Source organism: Planctomycetota bacterium, assembly GCA_035574235.1.
GTDB lineage: Bacteria > Planctomycetota > MHYJ01 > MHYJ01 > JACPRB01 > DATLZA01.
Window position 1 is genome coordinate 23,758 of sequence record DATLZA010000113.1, and the last position, 17,016, is coordinate 40,773.

The window sequence follows — 17,016 nt, forward strand, 5'->3', positions numbered from 1 at the left end:
GGGCCTCAAGGCCCGAGCCACTCCAGCGGAAACCGCGCGAAAACCAGACGCTCGTAGGGATGAGCCTCCCCCGCTTCATAGAGGCATCCGACCCGGCCGCCCGGAAGCGCCGCCAGGCACGAATAGGCCGCGGGCCCCTCGTGCAGAACCCGCCCCGCCGTCCAGGTCGCCCCTTCGTCCGAACTCCCACGCACCATCAAACGGATTCTCCGCGATTCGTCCGCCGGATTCGAAAAGAGAAGAAGGCTCGGCTCGAACGAGTACCGGATGAGACTCGCCTGGCAGACGGGTTCCACGAGGGCCGGATCCGGAACCGCCTCCGACCAGGTTTCTCCCCCGTCGCGGCTGACCGCGGTCCCCCGGCGCCTCCCCCGGGACCCATGATTGCGCATGTTCAGAAGCAGCGAACCGTCCGACCGCTCCACGACCTGACACTCGTTCCAGACGTCTCCGACGGCGCCCCCCGTCTTCCAGGTCCGGCCCGCATCGTCGCTGAAAACGACCAGCGACAACGCCCGCCGGCCGCCCCGCTCGACCGCGTCGCACGGAACGACCAGGCGGCCGCTCCGCCGGCGGATCCCCACTCCCGGCCCGGTGGCGAACCAGGCCCAGTCCGGCTTCTTGACCTGGAGCGTGATCTCGACCGGCGCCGACCACGTGAGCCCGTCATCCTCGCTTCGGGTCACCCACACGGTCCTCTCCCCGCGGGACGTCCCGGCGATGATCTTGCGCTCCGTATCCTCCCCCCGGTTGTGCGTGATCAGGAGCCAGATCGTTCCCGTCGAGGGATCCGCCACGGCGCAGGGATTCCCGCAGGTGTGCGGCCCGTCCTCCCACACGATCCGCATCGGCGACCACGTGCGGCCGCCGTCCTCGCTCCGGCGCACCACAAGATCGATATCCCCCGAATCCCCGGAGCCCCGGCGCCGGGCTTCGCAGAACGCCAGAAGCGTCCCCCGCGGCGTGACGAGAAGCGAAGGGATCCGGTACGTGTGAACCCCCTCCGTCCCCGCGACGAAAAGGTCCGTCTTCTCCACCTGCGCCGGGATGCCGCCGGGCGACCCCAGCGCCAGAAAGACCCCCATCCACGGTCCCACGGCCTCTATCTCCGGAAGGGCGAAGGCGGAATCCGATCGGCCGCCCGACGCGCCTCTTCGAACGTGGCGACCTCGCGCTCCAGCCGCAGAAGGATCCACCGCTCCGGGAAAACGTACTCCTCGCCCGGCCGGAGCGTCACCTCCGGGCTGATCGGCTCGCACTCCGAGAAGCGCTCGTTGAAGTAGAACGCCACCGACAGCCCGCCGTCCGTGTAGCGCCCGCCGGGATCGTACGGGTAGTACTTGACGTAAAGGAGGCTCCCGCGGACGTAGCCGATCCACCCCGCGTCCGAATCCGCGCCGATCTTCTGCTCCGGACCGCCCGAACGCACGACAAGCACTCCGTCGAGGACGCGCATCTCCGGGTGGGCGGGATCGACTCCGTTGTACTCCCAGGCGCCGCCCTTCCGCCGCCCGATCACCCATCGCGCGGGAAATCGGCTGCGCGGGTTGAGCGGGACGAGCGCGAAGCCTCCGCCCTTGCAGAGCGTGCGGTCCCACAGGCAGTAGGACTGCTCGCGGTCGGACACGTTCTTCATCCGCTGCACGACCTCCAGCGCCCCGTCGCGCGGATCGATCGAGATCTGCTTCTCCAGGCGCAGCCCCAGCGTGGGGTCCGGTTCGCTCGACAGCGTGATCGTTCTCGGCGGCAGGAGTCCCCACCGGTACCGGCCCGACCAAAGCGCGGGATGCGGCGGGATGAGGCGCATCTCGGGGCCGACGTCGAGCTGGTATCCCCCGCCCGGCCGCGGCCGCCCGGAGGCGTCCGTGTTTTCCCAGAGGATGTTTTCGCCGTCCCGGGCGTAAACGACGACGCGGCCGGCCACGTCCGGAAGCGCGACCGCGACCGTGCGGGCCGCCGGCGCCTCCAGAAGGAGCGCCGGCTCCACGCCCAGATGGGACACGACGCCGACCCGCGGAGGCGCCCCGGCGGTTTCCCCGCCCGCGCAGGAAAGAAGCGCCGCCGCCGTCAGGGCCGCGGCCCCCGAAAACGCGGTCTTCGGCATGCCCGGCATTGTACCGGTCGCGCGGCCGGAGTTGTCAACAAACGGCACGCCGGGCCGCCCCGCCCGGTGTTAGAATAAGGGCGTGGGAAACGAACGTCCCCGGAAAACGGGACACTATCTCATCGGCTCGGCGCTCCTGTGGGGCCTGGGCACCTGGGCCGTCGAATGGTTCGTGAACTATGAGGAATCCCTTTTCCGGGCCATCGCCGCGGCCGCCGGAGGACTCGTGGCCGGATGGTGCACGGCGCTCGTGCTGGGCCGCCTGGCCAAGTGGGGGTTCGGCGCCAAAGCGCTGATGGCGGCGGGGCTTCTCTTCGGAGTGGCCTTCGCCTCGGGCGCCGTCACCGGACTCAACTTCGCGCTGAGCGGATTCAAGCGCGACGCGGTGCGGTTCGACTGGGAGTCCTTCCAGGCGTTCGTCCTGAGCGTGGCGGTGATTCCGGCGGCGGCGCTGGGAATCGTGACGGGCCTCTACGTCCGCCTTCAGGTTCCACGAACGGCCAAGAAGGCCTGATTCGCCGAGGAGCGGGAGCGACCGGGGATCATGGGCCAGGAGATCGTCTACTGTTTCCGGTGCCTGGGGCGCCTGACGGGCGCCGACTTCGAAAAGGGCAAGGGGTTCCGCCACGAAGGCAAAGCGGTCTGCCTTCCCTGCGCCCAGGCGCTTCTCGAGACCGCCCGGGGGACGGAACGGGAAGCGCTCGAAGCGCTCCTCCGGAAAATTCCCGCCCGGAAGGTCTCGAACCCCGCCCTGCCGACGTTGCCCGCGTCCACCGAAAGCTCCCGCAAACTCAGGGCCCTGGCGGCCGTTCCGCAGGACCGCAAGCCCGCTTCCCGCACGCGCGTGTATCTCGTCGCGGCGCTCGGCGCGATCGCGGTCGTCGCGCTTGCGGTTCTGGCGCTCTCCTCCCGAAAGGAGTCCGTGCCCGCTCCCGTTCTCCAGATCGAAAAGACCGCTCCGCCTCCCGCCCCCCCTCCGCCGCCTTCTCCGCCTCCTCCGCGTCCGGCGTCCCCCTTCGCGGCCGAACTCGAGGAGATCGACCGGCAGGTCCGCCCGCTGACCGACAAGGAAGAATTCGGTCCCGCCCTCGACCTCCTGGAAGCCGTCCGCCGCCGGCGCTCGGACCCCGCCTGGGACCGGGCCGTCGCCGAACGGATCGCCCGCGTCGAGGAGGCCCTTCGAGCCCTCTACGCCCCTCTGCGCGAGGAAGCCGTCGCGGCCCGGCGGGCCGGAGACGCCGCCCGCGTGGACCGCGTTCTCGAACGGGTGCGCCGCTGGAAATCGGACCGGCTGATGGGCGATCTCGAAGAAGCGCTGGCCGCGGCGGCGCCCGCGCCCCCTCCGCCTCCGCCGCCCCCGGCCCCTTCCAAGGACCGCGCGGCCTACGAAGCGGTCTGGAAGCGCGCCATGACCCTGGCGGCGGCCCGCGCCCACGCGGCGGCGATCCGGGAACTCGAAGCCCTGCTCCCCCGCGTGACGGAACCGGACGTCCGCGCGGACCTGACCGAAGATCTCCGGCTGTTCCGGGCGGCGCAGAACCTGCTGCAGAAGGGAATTAAGGCCCTGCGCGAGCGCTCCCTCGGATTCAATGTGTCCATCGTCGCGCTCGAACCCGATGGGAAGACCCGTCGGCACGACCAGCCGCTCCTGCGGATCGCCCCGACCCACCTCGAACTGCGGGAAACGCCGCCCGTCACATTCGCCGAGATCCTCCCGACGACCCTCGCGGAACTCGCCGGAGCCCCCAAGTCCGAAGCCGCCGCGGTGCTGTGCTGTCTGGAAGGGCATCCGCTGACGGCCGGCAAGCTCTGGAACCGCCCCACCATTCCGGACCGCTACTTCCGCGAAGCCGAAGCGATCAAGTCCCGGCGCACGTCCGAGCGCGAAGCGCAGGCCGGACGGCTTTTTCGGGAAGCTTTCGAGCAGTGGCTCTCTCCGGCCGCCCGGGTCGAAGGCCTGCGCGGGCTGGAGCGGTTGAAAAAGGAATTCGGGGACACGCTGGCGGCCGCCCGGCAGGAGGCGGTTCTGGAGGCGGCGCGCCCCGAGGGCGCCCGGGAGTATTTCCTGGCGGCCGGCGACCTGAAAAGCTCCGGCGCCCTGCGCCCGCGGCGATACGAGGAGGCGCGCGCCGCCTGGACGTGCGGCGCGCGGGCGGCGGACCGGCCGGACCCCGACTTCCTCGAGTTCGAGTTCTCCGCCCTGGGGGGAACGGCCTATCGCGCCTGGGTCTACGCGGGGGCGTGCTGTCTGGAACACTTCGCCTTCGGAGTGCAGGTCACCGACCATCCCTCGGCCTCCATCGGGAGCGAAGGGTCCATCCCCGTGACCCCCTCGGCGCTTCTGCCCCGCACGCATTCCGCCCACCCCGCGCGGGGCGAACCGGCCCGCTGGGAATGGGTGCTCCTGCCCTTGCCCGCCTTCCGGACGGAGGGGCGAAAGACGGTCCGCCTCGTGCGGCTCCGGGAGAATTTCAGCGCGGCATGGGTGTTCGTCTCCTCGGCGCGGACCGCGCCTCTTCCCCTCCCCGAGGCGCGCGAAGCGGAACGCGAGCGGCCGACGCTCCCGATCCCTCCCGCCCCCCGATCCCCGAGGGGCCGCATCCTTCGCGAATACTGGACCGACATCGACGGCAACGAATTGCGGGCGCTCAAGGAACATCCGCTCTTCATCGCCGGACGCCCGACCGGCGCGGAGTGGGCCACGAGCCTGGAAGGTCCGCGGGACTGGCGCGAACGGTACGGCACGAGATTCCGGGGTTACCTGTGGCCTCCGGCGACGGGGGAATACACGTTCTGGATCTCCGGAGACGATCAGTGCGAGCTGTGGCTGAGTCCCAATGAGGACCCCGGCCGCAAACAAAAGATCGCCCACGTCCCCGGTTTCACCGATCCGCGCCAGTGGGAACGCGACCCGGCGCAGAAATCCCGGCCCGTGTCCCTGGTCCGCGGCCGGCGTTACTACATCGAGGTGCTGCACAAACAGGGAGGCGGGGGAGACCACGTCGCCGTCGGATGGCAGCTCCCCGACGGAACGCTCGAGCGCCCCATTCCGGGCAGGCGCCTGTCGCCCCCTCTGCACGATCCCCTGACCCTCTTCACGTCTCCTCTCCCGGGCGATGCGTTCCCCGCCCGCGCCGACCTCACGGTGGAACTCGAAACCGTCAACCTCCATCCCGTCCGGATCGAGCTCTTTCACGCCTCCACGAAACTCGGAGAGCTTCGTCCCTCCGCCCCCGCCTATCGCTGGACCAACATCCCGGCGGGCAGCCACCCGCTTCTGGCGCGCGTGACGGACCGTTCGGGCGAGGTGCTGCTGGCCCCGCCCGTCCACATCCGCGTGGGCGAGGTTTCCTTCTACCGGGGCATCAACCTGAACGGCCCGCCGTGCGTCATCGACGGTCAGAAGTGGGAGGGCCGGGACGCCAAAAACCTCGAGGTCCGCGGCCGCGGGTTCGGACGGCCGGACGCGGAGCTGCGTGTGCCGGCGGAATCGGCCCGCGCGGACATGATCCGCTCCTCGATCCGCGACGACGACGTTTCGATCGCCCTCACGTCGGTTCCGAAAGGCGCCTACCTCGTTTACCTTTATGTCTGGGAGAGCGAAACCTCCCGCACGTACGACGTCACCCTCAACGGCAAGGTCGTCCAGTCCCGGTTCGCCTCCGGCCCCGCCGGCCACTGGGAGCGGCTGGGCCCCTGGACCGCGGACGTCTCCGACGGCAAGATCGAAGTGCGGACCTCGGGAGGGCCGGCGCACGTGTCGGGCCTGGAGATTTGGCGCCTCGGAGCGGACGCCAAGTGAAGTTTCCCGGGCGTCTTTTCGAAAAACCCGCCGCGCCGGACGCTGTTTCATAGACGAAAGCCCCGAGGACCCGCATGAAAACATGCCTTGCGCTTCTGGCGCTGACCGGCGCCGCCGGCCTGCGGCAGGATCCCGCGGAAGATCTTCCTCCCGGAGGGATCGCCGTCCGGATCGGCTGGCGGGAGGAAGGGGATCCCGCCTGGGCGCTCGCCGACACCGGCCGATGGCTCGTCCACATTCTCGTCGCCGACGAGGACCGCGCGGACTCCGTCCGCCGCGCGCTCGCCGGGCGCGGGCGGTCCGGCGCCGTCACGGCGGAGGCCTGGGGCGGCGGGCGCCTCCCCTTTCCCGACCATCTGGTCAACGCGGTCCTCGCGGACGCGCCCGGCCCGGCGCCGGAGGAGGAAATGCTGCGCATCCTCGTTCCCGGCGGGACGCTCCGGATCGGCGAGCGCCGGGTGCGCAAGCCCTTCCCGCCCCGGCACGGATCCTGGACCCACGCGCGGCATGGAGCCGACGGCAACATGGTTTCGGAGGACGCGTCGGTGGCGGCTCCCACGGGGTTGCGCTGGGTGGCGGGTCCCGCGCAGGACGCGGGCGGCCGGAAGTGGTACTACGACCATGTCTTCCTCGCCGCCGGGGGGCGGGCGTTCTACGTCTACGAGGAGTCCCTCGTCGCCCGCGACGCCTACAACGGGCTTCTCCTCTGGACCCGGCCGCTGAAAATCCACACGTTCAAGGAACGGGGGACGACCACGCCCTCCGAGAAAAACCCCAGGAATCTCGTGGGCTCTCGGACGACCAAGGTCCGTCCGGTCGTCGCCGGCGACACGCTTTTCGCCGCGGCGGACGGAAAGCTCCTCGCGCTGGACGCCGCCACGGGCCGGGACGCCGCCGTTCTCGACGTGCTGAAGAATCCCCGGGAGCTTTTGGTGGAAAACGGGACCCTGGTCGTCGCGGAGGAAGGCGCGCTGCGGGCGTGGGACGTCGCCGCCCGCAAGCTCCTCTGGAGCGCGCCCCTTTCGGCCCGGCGGATCGTGGCGGGCGGCGGAGCGGTCTACGCCCTTTCGGGAACGGAGGCGGCGGCGTTCGACCTGGCCACGGGCCGCGAGCGCTGGCGGATCCACGATTCGGACGTCCAGCAGGTCCTGACGGCGACCTACGGGGAGAAGCTGCTCGTCCTCGAGAAGGCGACGCTGCGGGACGATCCCATCGGATGCGGTCTGATCGTCCTTTCCGCGGAGGACGGACGCACGCTCTGGAAGAAGGACCTGGCGCCCCGGATGACGCATTACCAGGAAACGCGGGCCTTCTTCGCGCAGGGGCTGCTCTGGGTGAACGCCGTGGAAGCGCGGGGTCCGCAGCTGGTGGGCCTGGACCCCCGGACGGGCGAGAAACGCCGCCATCTGTGGGGGGCCGGAGGCGCCCACTGCGCGCCGCCGGTGGCCACGCAGAAATATTTCATCGCCCCGGAATGCAACTTCACGGATTTCGAGACGGGCGAGCGCGCGCTGGCCCGGATGGTGAAGGGCGCCTGCCGGATTCCCTTCGTGCCGGCCAACGGGCTTCTCTACACGTTCCCGGTGCAGTGCGAGTGCTATCCGATGCTTCGCGGATACATGGCGCTGGCGGCCGATCCGCCGCCGAAAGCGGAATCCGCGCCGCTTCTTCGGCCCGCGCCCCGGAAGCCGTCCGCGGTCCCGGCCGCGCCCCCCGCCGCGGACGAATGGCCCGCCTACCGCCGGGACGCCTTCCGGAGCGGAAGCACCGCCGCCCGGATCCGCACGGAAGGACTCGCCCGGAAGTGGGAAGTCCCGCTCGTTTCCCCTTCCGCCGGAGAGCGCGCCCGCGACTGGAAGGACAATCCCTTCGTGCGGGGTCCGCTGACCCCGCCCGTGGCCGCCGGAGGGATCGTCGTCGTCGCCGCGCCGGACCTTCATCGGGTGATCGCGCTGGAAGCGGAAACGGGGCGCCTCCGCTGGTCGTTTGCGGCGGGCGGGCGCGTGGACACGCCGCCCACGCTCGACCGGGGCCGGTGCCTTTTCGGCGCGCACGACGGGTGGGTGTACGCCCTCGACGCCGCGGACGGCTCGCTCCTGTGGAAGACCCGCCTGGCGCCCGCCGACACGAAGATCCCCGCCTACGGGCAGCTCGAATCCCTGTGGCCCGTGCCCGGCAGCGTGCTCGTCCTCGGAGATCTCGCCTACGCCGCCGCCGGGCGGCACCCTCTGTCCGACGGAGGCGTGCACGTGGCGGCGCTTCGGGTGGAAACGGGCGAGATCGTCTGGCGGAGGGCGCTGACGGAAGTTCCGCTGACCAAGTGGTACGGCCCGAAGCTCTCGACCGACCCGAAGGTCAAGGTCGGTCTCGATTTCGAGCCGGTGGACCTCCTGGTGCGGGACGGGGACAAGGTGGCCATGTCCCGCTGGAGATTCGACCCGGCGACGGGCGAAGGAGGTCTCGAGCTGGAGAACCTTCACTACACCGCGCCGGGCGGCCGGAAAATCCCTCGCGGGCTGTGGGGCTACGGGATCCGGCAGACCAAGCACGTGCTCCCCAAGCCGCCGGCCGTGTTCGACGAACGCGAGATCTACACCGGAGCCAAGGGGGACGTGGCGCTCCTTCTGGCCGGGGGCGTGCGCCTGGCGGCGACGTCGGAAGGAGACCTTCTGGTGGGCGAGCGCGCGGTGCCCCTGGAGGCGGTCGCGGTTCCCGACGGCCTGATCGCCGCCTGGGGCCGCGTGTATCTTTCGACCCAGAAGGGCAGCCTGATCTGCCTGGAGTAAACCCGGCACGGACAAGATTTCCGACCAAGTCGAGGATGAATTGACCGTGCTGCGCCCGTCGTCGGATACGGTACGAACCGCGCTCCAGGGCGTTTCGGATCACGGGCTTTCCTTCCGGGACTCCATGCTCTGGGCGGTGGAGAATCGCCTTTCCCGGATTTATTCCGAGGACTTCCAGGACGGGCAAGTGCTCGGCGGCGTCCGATTCCGGAATCCGCCGCGCTCGGAGCCTCCCGCCGCGCCTAAATCCGGGCTCCCCGGCCCTCCATAGTCGTGGCCGCGATCGTCGTCCTGGCGCTTCTGGCATCCCCTCAGGAGCTCAAGCTCGATTTCTCGGAGGAACCTCCCCCGGGACTCCGCCTCCTCCACGGGGCCCGCCGCGCCGAAGGAACGCTCGAATTCCTCAATCCCCTCCAGACGGCGGAGATCGACTTCTCCCGCCGGCTCGACGGAATCCCGGCCCTTACGGTCGGCGGGTGGTTTTTTCCGCGCGGCCGGGGGGAGCAGTATTTCTTCTTCCGGGGGCTGCCCGAGTATTCGGGCCTGGGCGAGCGGTGGCTGCGGCCGCACCCCGAATGGGTGGGCTTCGTCCTGGGAACGGACGCGCGGGGATTCCTCATGGGCGCGGTCCACGGAAACGGATCGATGCCCTTCCCCTACGTCACCCTGGACGAAGTGCCGTTCGGCTCCTGGAGCCAGATCGTGGCCGTCAAGGACGCCCGCGGCCACCAGAAATTCTACCGGAACGGAACGCTCGTGGGCTCGGACCTCGACTCCGCGCACGCCCCGAAGATCACGCCCTTTCGGGACACGGCCGAAGGCCCGCCCGTCCGCGTGACCGTGCCCCTCGGCGGCCGGGTCGGCGAGGTGTGGATCCACGCCCGCGAGCTTTCGGCGGAGGAAATCCGCCGGGACTTCGAAGCCCAGAAGGCCCGCTATTTCCCCGCGCTTCCCGCGGAGCCCGTATCGCTGCGCGAGATGAATCTCCATCCGCGGCCGGGCCTCTGGAAGGAGCCGGTCACGGCCGAAACCTGGCCCCGGATCCGCGAACGCCTCCTCGGCGCCTATGAGCGCGTTTTCGGCCGGATGCCCGCCGAACGGGTCCCGCTCGATCCGCGGATCCTCTCCGAGGAGGACTGCGGGACGTACGTCCGCCGGAAGGTATCCCTCCAGGTCCAGCCGGGGGACCGGATGCCGGCCTATCTTCTGGTCCCGAAGAATCTCCCGGGACGCGTTCCGGCGGTGGTGTGCTTCTACGGCACGACGCGCGGCGCCGGGAAGGACACGCTGGTCGGCCTGTCGGGGCCCGCGCCGGGGACGCCGCCGGAGAAAAACCGCGCGTTCGCCCTGGACATGGTCGAGGCGGGCTTCGTGGCCTTCGCCGCCGACTATCGGCGCGACGGCGAGCGGATCCGTCCCGGCCGCCGGCCGTACGACACCTCGGATTTCTACCGCGAGTTCCCGGATTGGTCGATCCACGGCAAGGATGCGTGGGACACGATGCGGGCGATCGACTACCTCCAGACGCTCGACGTCGTGGATCCCGACCGGATCGGCATGGTGGGCCATTCCTACGGCGGCCACAGCACGATCTTCACGACGGCGATCGAGCCCCGAATCCGGGCGGCCTGGGCCAACGGCCCGGTCTCGGAGTTCATCCACCACGGCTCCCACTGGGCGGTCCCGGCGGGAGGCGGGGCGAGCCAGTCTCTCCCGGCGATGCGGCCGTACGTCCTCGACCCCACGCAGCCGGCGCCGCTGGCCTTCTACGAAGTCATGGCGCTGGCGGCGCCCCGGGCGCTCGCCGTGGGCCAGGCGGCCGGCGAACGCCGCCCGCTCGACGAGGAAAACCACGCCGCCGTCCGGCGCGTCTACGAGGCGCTCGGCGCCGCGGACCGCGTGCGCTTCGTCTGGTACGCGGGCGACCACGACTTTCCCCCGGTCACGCGCCGGGAGGCGGTCGCGTGGCTGCGCCGGCACCTGCGGTGAACCGCCCGCGGTATAATGCCGGTACATGGAGATCCTGGTCGGAGTCCTTCTCGGGGCGTGCCTGATCCTCGGGGCGGCGCTTCTCCTGCAGCGGCGGCGGGCGCGGGGAGCGTCCGCGGCGGCAATTCCCGGCGGAGCCCTCGAAGGCCTGCGGCGCACGGGGGAACTGGTGGTTCTGCGCGCCTACTGGTCGATCCCGGCGGTGGGGGAAGACCACGTCTTCGGAGATCTCGGGCGCAAGTTTCTGAGCTGGCTGTGGAGCCAGAACAAGACGATCATGATCTTCCGGTTCGAGATCCGCTTCAAATACGACCTGCGCGATCCCGCCTCCGTGCGTCTTTCCCCGGGGGCGCCCGGAGAGCTGGAGGTGGCCCTGGGGCCGCCGTCCCACGAGATCGGCCTGGCGGACGTGCGCTTCTACCACACGGAGCGGGGGCAGCTCCTGGACTGGCTGCTCCCCCGGGCGCTCAACATCTTCCAGAGCGACATGGACGACCGGACGCGCCAGAAGATCCTGGAAGTCGCCCAGGAGACCGCCCGCCGCGAGGCGGAGGGCCACGCCCGCGAGCTGGCCCCCGAAGCCCGCCTGGCGGCCGAAGCGATCCTGACGGCCCTGGCCCGTTCCGCGGGCTTCTCCGACATCCGCTTCGTTCCGGCCGCGGAGCCCGCGCGCGCGGGATAACCGAAAAAGCTGGCGTTTTCCCCCCCGCCGGGGCTATCCTCGGTAAAATTTTCAGGAGCCCTCCCATGCCCCTCCCGCGCGCCGCCCGATTCTCTCTTCTTGCCTTCGCCGCCCTCCTCGTGCCGGCGTGCGGCGAAGACTCGTCCACCACCATCGTCCAGCCCCTTCCGGGCCCCAAACTGTCGGCGCTGAGCCTTTCGACCGGAAACCTCGATCCGTCGTTCTCTCCCGACACCTCCACGTACTCCGTGGGGCTCATCTTCGACACGACGATCGCGCTCACGCCCACGGCCGCGGACGCGGGCACGACCATTCTGGTCAACGGAGTTCCGGTCCCCTCGGGCGCCTCCCATGCGGTCGGCCTGAACCCCGGGACGAACATGATCACCTTGACGCTGCTGGCCTCCAACGGTGCTCAGGGATCGTACTTCCTGCTGGTCCGCCGATCGATCGAGGAAGCCTACGTCAAGGCCTCGAATACCGACCCGGGCGATGGATTCGGCGGGAGCACCGAAGGTTTCACTGGCGTTACTCTGGCCAATGCCTCCAGCGTCGCGGTCAGCGGAGACTGGATGGCGGTCGGCGCGTGGGCGGAGGACAGCGCCCTCGCCGGGTCTCAGGACGACGACGGCGCTCCAGAAAGCGGCGCCGTATACCTCTTCCGCCGCGTCGGAAGCTCCTGGTCCCAGAAACAGTATATCAAGGCGCCCAATATCGGCGCGAACGACGAGTTCGGCCGGGCCGTGGCGATGGACGGCGACACCTTGGCGGTCGGCGCGTGGAGGGAGGACAGCTCCAGCGCCACGACTCCCGATGAGCTCGCTGCCGACAGCGGCGCGGTTTACATTTACCGCTATGACGGCGCCGCCTGGAACCTGGAGGCGTATCTCAAGGCTTCCCCGATCGTCGGGGGCGACCGATTTGGCTCCGCCGTAGCCCTTCAGGGAAACGTCCTCGTGGTGGGAGCGATCAGTCATAACGGAACCTCCGTCAACGACTCCGGCGCGGCCTTCGTTTTCCGGCGCTCCGGCACAACCTGGACCCAGGAGGCCGTTCTAAAGGCATCCACCGAGGAAACTAATCCCCTCTTCGGAATCAGCGTGGCCCTGGACGGCGACGCGATCGTCGTAGGAGCGTGGATGGAGACGGACGGGACGGTGATCGATTCGCCCCCGCCTTCCGGTCCCAGATCGGGGGCTGCTTACGTCTTTCGACGCACCGGGACCTCCTGGATCCAGGAGGCTCGCTTGCAGCCGCCGGCCGTAGAGAATGGCGACCGGTTCGGCTGGTCCGTGGCGATCTCCGGCGATGTGGTCGCAGTCGGGGCACCTCTCGAGGACAGCGACGCCACGGGAATCGGCGGCGACGCAACCAACAATAATCTTGATGGAGCGGGCGCGGTCTACGTCTTTCGCCGCACCTCCGGCTCCTGGTCGCAGGACGCCTACGTCAAGCCGGGGCACCAGTTTGACTCCGGAATGACTTTCGGCGCGGCGCTCGCCCTGCGAGGCCCGACGCTGATCGTCGGAGCGGCCACCGAACGTGGAACCAATCCCGGGATAAATCCCACACCGCAATCGGGCTCGGAGGCGTCGGGCGCGGCTTTCGTCTTCCGTTACAAAGGCGCCTCGTGGACCCAGGAGGCCTATCTCAAAGCCGCGGTCATCGGCGGCACAAACGACGATTATTTCGGGTTTTCCCTGGCCTTCGACGGTCAGACGCTGGTCGTGGGCGCCCCTCGCGAGGACAGCAACGCCACAGGGGTCAACGGAGATGCCACGGACAATAGCTCCCTGGAAAGCGGTGCGGCTTACGTTTTCCGGTAGGCTCGGGGACGGCCGATCCCCTCTGGACCCGCAGGGAAGTCCTTTGGTACCCTGAGGCGCGTGAGACTCGCGCGCCGCGACTTCCTGCGCCGGGCGGGGGCTCTGACCCTCGGGTTCCTGGGCCTGCGGCACCTGGCCGGCTGCGGGGGAGAATCTCCGCACCGGATCCGCGGACTCGGCGATCTCGTTTCCGACCCGAACGAGATCCTCGACCTCCCGCCGGACTTCCGCTATCAGATCCTCTCGCCCACGGGAGAGCCGATGGCCGACGGGCTTCTCGTCCCCGGCGGCCACGACGGCATGGCCGCCTTCCCCGGACCCGACGGACGGACGGTCCTCGTGCGCAACCACGAACTTCTCCCCTCCGACGTCCGCCGCGGCCCGTTCGGTTCCCGCAACGAGCTTCTCGGACGGATCCCCCGCGAACGCCTGTACGACCCCGGCCACGGCCTGACCCCCGGCCTCGGAGGAACGACGACCCTCGTGTACGACACCCGCTCCCGCAGGCTCCACCGGCAGTTCCTCAGCCTCGCGGGCACCTGGCGAAACTGCGCCGGCGGACCCACCCCCTGGGGAACCTGGCTCACCTGCGAGGAAACCGTCCAGCGCGGCGGGGGTCCCGCCGAACGCGACCACGGCTTCGTCTTCGAGGTCCCCGCCGACCCCGCCCGCGGCCCCGTGGCGCGCCCGGAACCCCTCAAGGCCATGGGCCGCTTCAATCACGAAGCAGCCGCCGTAGACCCCCGGTCGGGGGCCGTCTACATGACCGAGGACCGAGGCGGGACCTCCGTCGCGCGGCCTTCGGAGCGCGGCCTGGGACTCCTCTACCGGTTCCTGCCCGACCGGCCCGGAGAGCTCGCCCGCGGCGGACGCCTCCAGGCCCTCAAGATCGTCGACCGCGCCGGAGCCGACACCACGAACTGGGGCGGACGCGAACCGGCCGTCCCCGTGGGCGTCCCCTTGGCCGTCGAGTGGATCGATCTCGAGGACGTCGAGTCCCCGGACGATTCGCTGCGCCATCAGGGCCATTCCCGCGGCGCCGCCCGATTCAGCCGCGGGGAAGGCATCTGGGCCGCAAAGGACGGAATCTACTTCTGCGCCACCGACGGCGGCCGCCGCCGCAAGGGACAGATCTGGCGCTACGTCCCGAGTCCCGACGAGGGCGCTCCCGGAGAGCGCCGCCGGCCGGGAACCCTGGAACTCTTCATCGAGCCCGACGACGCCTCCGTCATGGAGAACGGCGACAACCTCACGGCCGCCCCGTGGGGCGATCTGGTCTTCTGCGAGGACGGCCCCTGGGGGAACCGGCTGGTCGGCGTGACCCCGGAAGGCAAGCTCTACCCCATCGCCCGCAACGCGCTCAATTCGTTCGAGCTGGCGGGGGCGTGCTTCTCCCCGGACGGGACCACGCTCTTCGCCAACATCCAGACCCCCGGCCTCACCCTGGCCATCTGGGGCCCCTGGGAGCGGCGGCTGGCCTGACGCCGTTTCTCCTTCCGGGAAGGCAAATTTCTCCGCAAAATCCTCCTCGCGGGACGGAGAAACCGATCGACCTTGCCTTGTAACGCCGCGCGGAGTGCTGTAACAGAGAAGGATAGTCCGGCTGTAGAGGAAGAGCGAACCACGGGGTTTCCTCCGCGCCCAACGGAGAATTCCGCCCCTCCCCACGGGAGGGATCCGCGGGAGTGGACATCCCCCGTGATTCGTGATTCGTTATACGTAATTCGCGATGCGCGATTCGCTTGGGGATTCCCGGAACGGCTGAAACGGCACCCATGAGCTCACCCGCCCGCCGGCGCCTGGGCGCCGCCGCGCTCGTCCTGGCGATCCTTCTTCCCGCGCCTTACGCGGAGGCGGTGATTCCCTCCGCCTTCGGGCCCATCCAGGCCCTTCTGGTCATCCTCCCTCAACTCCTGGTGGCCCTGGCGGCCGCCGTCGTGGCGCTCTTCAAGCCCCGAACCTACCGCTTTCTGGCGGCCTACCTCTGGAGCCATAAGATCCTGACGCTCGTCCTGGCGGGCCTGGCGGCCGTCGCGATCGTCGGCCCCGGCGCGATTTTCGGAGGAGGCGCCGTCGCCGCCGAACGCCGCGGCGCCGCCTGGGAAGCTTTCCGCGGGGGCCCCCTCCGGACCGGAACCGTGCCCGGCTCCTCCGGTCCCGTGGCCGCGCCGGAAGTCCTCTGGAAACTCACGCTCGGCGCCTCCGCCGCGGTCGATTCCTCCCCCGCTCTCGTGGGCAACCGGCTCTACTTCGGCGCCGCGCGCCACTCCGCCTTCGGCGGCGGCTCGGGCCTCCTGGCCGCCGCGGACACCGAAACCGGACGGCTCGTCTGGGAATACGACGGCAAGGGCGACCTCGCCCCGCCCCTGCGCCCGGTCTTTTCCTCCCCCGCCGTGGCCGCCGAACCCGACCCCGCCGGCGGCCCCCCCGCCGCCCGGTTTCTCGTCAGCGGCGAAGGCTACCACGAGGACAAGAACTGCCGCCTCGTCTGCCTGGACCTCGAACCCGTCCGCCGGGGCGAGCCTCGGCCGCGCCTCCACTGGTTCGTTCAGACCACCAGCCACGTCGAAAGTTCCCCGTGCGTCTTCGACGGCAAAGCGTTCGTGGGCGCCGGCGACGACGGCTTCTGGGCCGTCAACCTCGCCGACGGCCGCGTCCTCTGGCGGCTCGAGGGCGCGCCCTCCTACCGCCTCGAAGGACCCCAGGTCGAAGCTCTCGGCCGCCTCGAAGGAAAAACCGTCGTCGCCCACGGGCCCGCGCGGCGCGAAGGACTGGGCGCGCGCGGCAAGGACGACCCGGGCGAGCTCGTGCTCGAACCGAAATCCTTCCGCGAACACTCCGGCCCCCCCGTCACCGCCTCCGATTCCGGCCGGACCTGGGAGCGCGCCGTCACCGGCCGCGTCGTGCGCGAAGGAGGCGTTCTCCGACTCGCCGTGGAACAGTCCTTCCCCGACTGCGAGTCTTCCCCCGTGGGGGCGATCCGCAACGGCGAACCGGTCGTCCTTTTCGGAACCGGCCTCGGAGGCCCTCGGGTCAACTGCGTCGCGGCGCGCACGGGACGGGTTCTCTGGGCGGTCCCCGCGCCCTACCCGGCCTTCGGCGCCCCGACCGTGGCGGGCGAGCGCGTCCTTCTTGGAACCGGCAACGGCAACTTCGTCATGAGCGCCCCGCAACCCGCGGGCGCGATCCTTTGCCTCTCGCTCCAGGACGGACGGGAGCTCTGGCGCGTTCCGGCGGGCGACACGATCCTGGGCGCCGTGGCCGTCCACGGCGGCCGCGCCTACGCCGCCGCGCGCGACGGCCATCTGTACGTGCTCGAGATCGAAAAGGGAACCCTCCTCGCCAAGATTCCCGTCGGCGGCGCGATGGTCTGCTCCCCCGCCGTCACGGAACAGGCGGTCTACGTCGCCACGGAGCAGGGGAAGCTTTTCTGCCTCGACCGCCTCCAGGGCGGCGTGCGCGGATCGGCCGCCCTTTCGCCGGGAACGCCGGTCGTCTCCTCTCCCGCCGTGGGCGAGGGCAAGCTTTTCGTCGGGACGCGCACGCGCGGCCTCGTGGCCGTGGGCGAACGGCCGGCGTCCGGACCGGACGACCGGCCGCCCTCCCCCTGGAGGGGCCTCGGGGGCGACCTGGGACGGACCGGCGCGGCGGACGACCGCGGCCTTCCCGCGATCGAAGGGGACACGGCCGATCTCCGGGAGCCGACTCCCGAGCCGCTTCGCCGTCCGGTCACGGCGCCTCCGGCCGCCTGCGGCGCGTCGCTCTACGTGCCGTTCGCCGACGGGCTGGCCCAGGTGGACGCGGCCACCGGCCGCCTGCGGTGGGAG

General features: G+C 70.3%; 10 protein-coding genes. 8 read left to right on the forward strand and 2 right to left on the reverse strand.

Annotation, left to right across the window (positions count from 1 at the left end; all coding sequences use genetic code 11):
* Positions 1-5 precede the first annotated feature (5 nt).
* Positions 6-1,097, reverse strand: a complete 1,092-nt coding sequence (locus tag VNO22_10350) for a sialidase family protein (protein HXG61767.1) — start codon at positions 1,095-1,097, stop codon at positions 6-8.
* A gap of 5 nt (positions 1,098-1,102) precedes the next feature.
* Entirely contained in the window at positions 1,103-2,104 is a 1,002-nt protein-coding gene (locus VNO22_10355; GenBank protein HXG61768.1) for a hypothetical protein, read from the reverse strand.
* Between the two features lie 82 nt (positions 2,105-2,186).
* Between VNO22_10355 and VNO22_10360 the strand changes: the two genes are divergently transcribed.
* From VNO22_10360 to VNO22_10395, 8 genes are all read left to right on the forward strand, one after another.
* Positions 2,187-2,618: a hypothetical protein gene (locus VNO22_10360; protein ID HXG61769.1), complete on the forward strand. Its 432-nt coding sequence runs from the start codon at positions 2,187-2,189 to the stop codon at positions 2,616-2,618.
* 30 nt (positions 2,619-2,648) lie between these two features.
* The gene (locus tag VNO22_10365; GenBank protein ID HXG61770.1) at positions 2,649-5,906 is read left to right on the forward strand and encodes a PA14 domain-containing protein; all 3,258 of its coding nucleotides are present in this window, start codon (positions 2,649-2,651) and stop codon (positions 5,904-5,906) included.
* A 74-nt stretch (positions 5,907-5,980) separates the two neighbouring features.
* Complete coding sequence (locus VNO22_10370) at positions 5,981-8,692, forward strand: PQQ-binding-like beta-propeller repeat protein (protein ID HXG61771.1); 2,712 nt, start codon at positions 5,981-5,983, stop codon at positions 8,690-8,692.
* Positions 8,693-8,965: 273 nt separating this feature from the next.
* On the forward strand, positions 8,966-10,681 hold the full coding sequence (locus tag VNO22_10375) for an alpha/beta hydrolase family protein (GenBank protein ID HXG61772.1): 1,716 nt from the start codon (positions 8,966-8,968) through the stop codon (positions 10,679-10,681).
* 25 nt (positions 10,682-10,706) lie between these two features.
* The gene (locus tag VNO22_10380) at positions 10,707-11,363 is read left to right on the forward strand and encodes a DUF4230 domain-containing protein (protein ID HXG61773.1); all 657 of its coding nucleotides are present in this window, start codon (positions 10,707-10,709) and stop codon (positions 11,361-11,363) included.
* A gap of 65 nt (positions 11,364-11,428) precedes the next feature.
* Positions 11,429-13,189, forward strand: a complete 1,761-nt coding sequence (locus VNO22_10385) for a cadherin-like beta sandwich domain-containing protein (protein ID HXG61774.1) — start codon at positions 11,429-11,431, stop codon at positions 13,187-13,189.
* Positions 13,190-13,249: 60 nt separating this feature from the next.
* The gene (locus tag VNO22_10390) at positions 13,250-14,671 is read left to right on the forward strand and encodes an alkaline phosphatase PhoX (protein HXG61775.1); all 1,422 of its coding nucleotides are present in this window, start codon (positions 13,250-13,252) and stop codon (positions 14,669-14,671) included.
* 293 nt (positions 14,672-14,964) lie between these two features.
* Positions 14,965-17,016: PQQ-binding-like beta-propeller repeat protein (locus VNO22_10395; GenBank protein HXG61776.1), on the forward strand; the 2,052-nt coding region annotated here is incomplete at its 3' end.

Bases quoted from the DNA above. Each gene is read 5' to 3' on its own strand.
- VNO22_10355 (HXG61768.1), bottom strand. From the start codon at position 2,104: ATGCCGAAGACCGCGTTTTCGGGGGCCGCGGCCCTGACGGCGGCGGCG.
- VNO22_10365 (HXG61770.1), top strand. From the start codon at position 2,649: ATGGGCCAGGAGATCGTCTACTGTTTCCGGTGCCTGGGGCGCCTGACG.
- VNO22_10370 (HXG61771.1), top strand. From the start codon at position 5,981: ATGAAAACATGCCTTGCGCTTCTGGCGCTGACCGGCGCCGCCGGCCTG.
- VNO22_10380 (HXG61773.1), top strand. From the start codon at position 10,707: ATGGAGATCCTGGTCGGAGTCCTTCTCGGGGCGTGCCTGATCCTCGGG.
- VNO22_10385 (HXG61774.1), top strand. From the start codon at position 11,429: ATGCCCCTCCCGCGCGCCGCCCGATTCTCTCTTCTTGCCTTCGCCGCC.